The sequence below is a fragment of the Nocardia sp. NPDC058497 genome, from assembly GCF_042720195.1.
Taxonomy (GTDB): Bacteria; Actinomycetota; Actinomycetes; order Mycobacteriales; family Mycobacteriaceae; genus Nocardia.
The window spans coordinates 1-3,671 of the sequence record NZ_JBHXMY010000580.1; the positions used below are offsets into that span (position 1 = coordinate 1).

Sequence of the window (3,671 nt, forward strand, 5' to 3'; positions counted from 1 at the left end):
CGTCGGGGTCGCGCAGGTGCTGTACATCGGTGAAGAGTCTAGTGGCCGTTGCGGTTTCGCCGACGGCGTCGAGTGCGAGCACCAGTTCGCAGGTCTCCGCGCCGGTGACCCACGGTGCGTCGGACACGCACCGAATACCGAGGTCCGCGACAACGAACTCGTCCCAGTGCCGAGCGATCCGGTCGTGGGCCGCCGTGCCGCGCACCGCGCCGCCCAGGATGGGGTAGTACCAGTCCATCGAGTAGCGGCTCTTGTCCAGGAACGCCTCCGGGTGATGGCGCAGGGCCTGGCCGAGCCTGCGGCGCGCCGCGACCCAGTCCGGGCGGGAGTGGCCCATTCGCTCGGCGAGCGCCACCGCGCAGCCCAGGCTGTGAAAGATGCTGGAGCATCCGGTCAACAGTGCTTCGCCGGAGGTCCCCGATTCGTTGGCGGACCAGTGGATCTCGCCGTGGACGCCCACTTGCAGGCTGAGCACGAAGTCGATACCGGCACGGACCGTCGGCCAGAGCTCGGCGGCGAACCCGGTATCGCCGGTGATCGTGAGCGCGTGCAGCACGCCCGTCGCGAGGTAGGCGCAGAAGTTGGCGTCGGCGTCGTGGTTCTCGATCACGCCCTGGCGCGTCTGCATCGGCCACGAGCCGTCGGAGCGCTGCGATTTCGCCGACCAGATATAGGCATCGCGTGCTTCGTCCCATAATCCGGCCACTGTGAGCGCCATCGCGGACTCGATGTGGTCCCACGGATCGGTGTGGCCGCCGGTGAACCAGGGGATCGCGCCGTCGGGTTCCTGTGCGGCCGCGATGGTTTCGGCGGTACGGCGGATGTCATGGGCCGAGACGACGCCGGGAACGGCCGGTAGGTCAACGGCCGTCACCGGACCGTCGGCCTCATGAAGTAGAGAGCCACCGACTTGCCCACCAGCGGATTCAGCAGTCGTTCCGTCGTGCGGGTCAGCGTGGGCGCCGACATCATGTCCCACACCAGCAATCGGTGATAGGCGCGGACAAGGGGGTTGTCGTCGTCGCGCACGCCCACCGCGCATTTGAGCCACCAGTACGGCGAGTGCAGCGCGTGCGCGAAATCCTGGTGGTCGTAGCGCAGACCGTGTGCGGTGATCTTGTCGCGGAGCTCGTCGGCGCGATAGATCCGGACATGGCCGCCCTCGTTGGCGTGATACTCGTCCGACAGCGCCCAGCAGATGCGTTCGGGCAGCCAGCGCGGCACCGTGACCGCCAGCGTGCCACCGGGTTTGACCACCCGTGCGAGCTCGGCGACGGCCCGGTCGTCCTCGGGGACGTGCTCGAGGATCTCCGAGGCGATGACCACGTCGAATTCGCCGTCGCCGTAGGGCAGATCGAGAGCGTCGCCGCGTACGGTCTCGGCCTTCGCGTACTCCGGTGCCTCACCCGCCGCGGCCATGGCCTCGAACATGACGTCCACGTCCGCAAGGTCGGCGGCGTTCTGGTCGAACGCCACGACGTCGGCGCCACGGCGGTAGGCCTGGAACGCGTGCCGCCCCGCGCCGCAGCCGACATCGATCACCCGCGTTCCTGGGCCGACGCGCAGGCGGTCGAAGTCGACAGTCAGCATGGGGTCTCCTGTGGGTTCGGGGAGTGGTAGCGCTCGATCGCCCGCTCGTAGACGGCGACGGTCTGCGCGGCGACGGCCGCCCAGCTGAACAGGTCGAGGACACGGTGGCGGCCCGCCGTACCCATCCGTTCCCGCCGCTCCGGGCTGTCGAGGAGTTCGCCCAGTACCCGGGTCAGCGCGTCGACGTCGCCGGGTTCGATCAGCTCCGCGCAGTCGCCGACCACCTCGGGCAGCGCCCCTGCCCGGCTGGCGACCAGCGGTGTCCCGCTCGCCATCGCCTCGACCGCGGGCAGCGAAAACCCTTCGTACATCGAGGGAATGCACGCGATCTCGGCCGAGGCGAGCAGTTCCGCCAGCTGTTCGTCGCTGACGCCGCTGACCGGGGTGACGATATCGGCGAGGCCGAGTTCGGCGATCAGCTTCTCGGTCGGCCCGTTCGGTTCCAGCTTCGCGACCAGGCTGAGCTCGACCTCGTGGTGATGACGCAGCCGGGCAAGGGCGTTGAGCAGATGCGCGATGCCCTTGAGCGGCTTGTCGGCACTGGCGACCGCGACGATCCGCCCACGCATCCGGGGCGTTTCGCGGGGCCGGAACAACGTGGTGTCCACGCCGAGGGGAACGGTGCGCAACTGACCGGGATCCACCCCGAAGTCCTCGGCGATATCCGCCGCGGACGAGGAGGACACGGTGATCAGGTCCGAAATCTGACGTGCCACCTGCTGCTGCATCCCGAGGAACCCATACCAGCGACGGACGAAAGGTCGCCGCCGCCACGGCGTCGCGGCCAGGTCCACCGCCCGGTCGCGGGTGATCGGGTGGTGGACCGTCGCGACCAGCGGTAGCAGGCGGGCGATGTCGAGCAGGCCGTAGCCGAGGCACTGGTTGTCGTGCACCACATCGAAATCCTGTGCGCGCGTGGCCAACAGCCGGGCGACGCGCAGGCTGAAGGTCCGGGGCTCGGGAAAACCCGCGGTCCACATGGTGGCGAGCTCGAGCAGGTCGATGCGGTCACGGATCTCGCGGGGATGCGGCGTGCGGAAGGGATCGTCGTCCCGGTAGAGGTCCAGACTCGGTACCTCGGTGAGCCGGACCCGGGGATCGAGGTCCTGGGGATAGGGCTGACCGGAGAACACCTCGACCTGATGACCGAGCTCGACGAGCCCCTGACTCAGGTACCGGATATAGACCCCTTGCCCACCGCAGTGGGCTTTGCTCCGATAGGACAGCAGGGCGATCCGCATCAGCGCGCCCCGGTCCCGTAGTCGACCTGCCAATGTTTGATGCCGTTGATCCAGCCCGACCGCAACCGCTGCGGCTCGGCCACCTGGGTCAGGTTCGGCATGACCTCGGCGATGGCGTCGAAGATCAGACCGATCTCGAGCCGGGCCAGATTCGCGCCGACACAGAAATGCGCGCCGGTGCCGCCGAAACCCAGATGCGGATTGGGGTCGCGCAGGATGTCGAAGCGGAACGGCTGCTCAAAAGCGTCTTCGTCGAAATTGGCGGAGCTGTAGAACAATCCGACGCGGTCGCCCGCACGGATCCGCTGTCCACCGAGCTCGGTGTCCGCGGTCGCGGTGCGCTGGAACACCGTCACCGGTGTCGCCCATCGCACGATCTCGTCGGCCGTGGTGGCGGGACGCTGCTGTCTATAGAGCTCCCACTGCTCCGGATGGTCGACGAACGCCTTCATGCCGTGGGTGATGGCATTGCGGGTGGTCTCGTTGCCCGCCACCGCGAGCAGGATGACGAAGAACCCGAACTCGTCCGAGCCCAGCGCCTCACCGTCGAGATCTGCGTGCACGAGTTGGCTGACGATGTCGTCTCGCGGGTCGGTGCGGCGCTGCTCGGCCATGTTCCAGGCATAGCCGAGGATCTCCATCGCCGCGGTCGACGAGGACTCGGTGGTCGTGGCATCGCCGTATTCGGGGTCGTCATAGTTGAGCATCTGGTTCGACCAGTCGAACAACTTGCGCCGATCCTGCTGCGGGACACCGACGAGCTCGGCGATCGCTTGCAGCGGCAGCTCGCACGCCACCTGCTCGACGAAGTCACCGCCACCCGTCTTAGCGTCCGCGTTC

General features: G+C 68.0%; 4 protein-coding genes. All 4 read right to left on the bottom strand.

Annotated features, from left to right (window positions below; genetic code table 11):
- Positions 1–874, bottom strand: an 874-nt coding sequence (locus tag ACFWPJ_RS27545; RefSeq protein WP_378855612.1) for a prenyltransferase, incomplete at its 3' end; no start/stop codon positions are given.
- Positions 871–1,590: a class I SAM-dependent methyltransferase gene (locus ACFWPJ_RS27550; RefSeq protein WP_378855614.1), complete on the bottom strand. Its 720-nt coding sequence runs from the start codon at positions 1,588–1,590 to the stop codon at positions 871–873. The genes ACFWPJ_RS27545 and ACFWPJ_RS27550, both read right to left, overlap by 4 nt.
- On the bottom strand, positions 1,584–2,831 hold the full coding sequence (locus tag ACFWPJ_RS27555; protein ID WP_378855616.1) for a glycosyltransferase family 4 protein: 1,248 nt from the start codon (positions 2,829–2,831) through the stop codon (positions 1,584–1,586). The genes ACFWPJ_RS27550 and ACFWPJ_RS27555 overlap by 7 nt, the downstream gene beginning before the upstream one ends.
- Positions 2,831–3,671 (bottom strand): cytochrome P450 (locus ACFWPJ_RS27560; protein WP_378855618.1); only part of this gene is annotated, 841 nt, incomplete at its 5' end. The genes ACFWPJ_RS27555 and ACFWPJ_RS27560, both read right to left, overlap by 1 nt.

What these genes read in the sequence shown, in the direction of transcription:
- ACFWPJ_RS27555 (WP_378855616.1), bottom strand. Translation starts at nt 2,831, where the DNA reads ATGCGGATCGCCCTGCTGTCCTATCGGAGCAAAGCCCACTGCGGTGGG.
- ACFWPJ_RS27550 (WP_378855614.1), bottom strand. Translation starts at nt 1,590, where the DNA reads ATGCTGACTGTCGACTTCGACCGCCTGCGCGTCGGCCCAGGAACGCGG.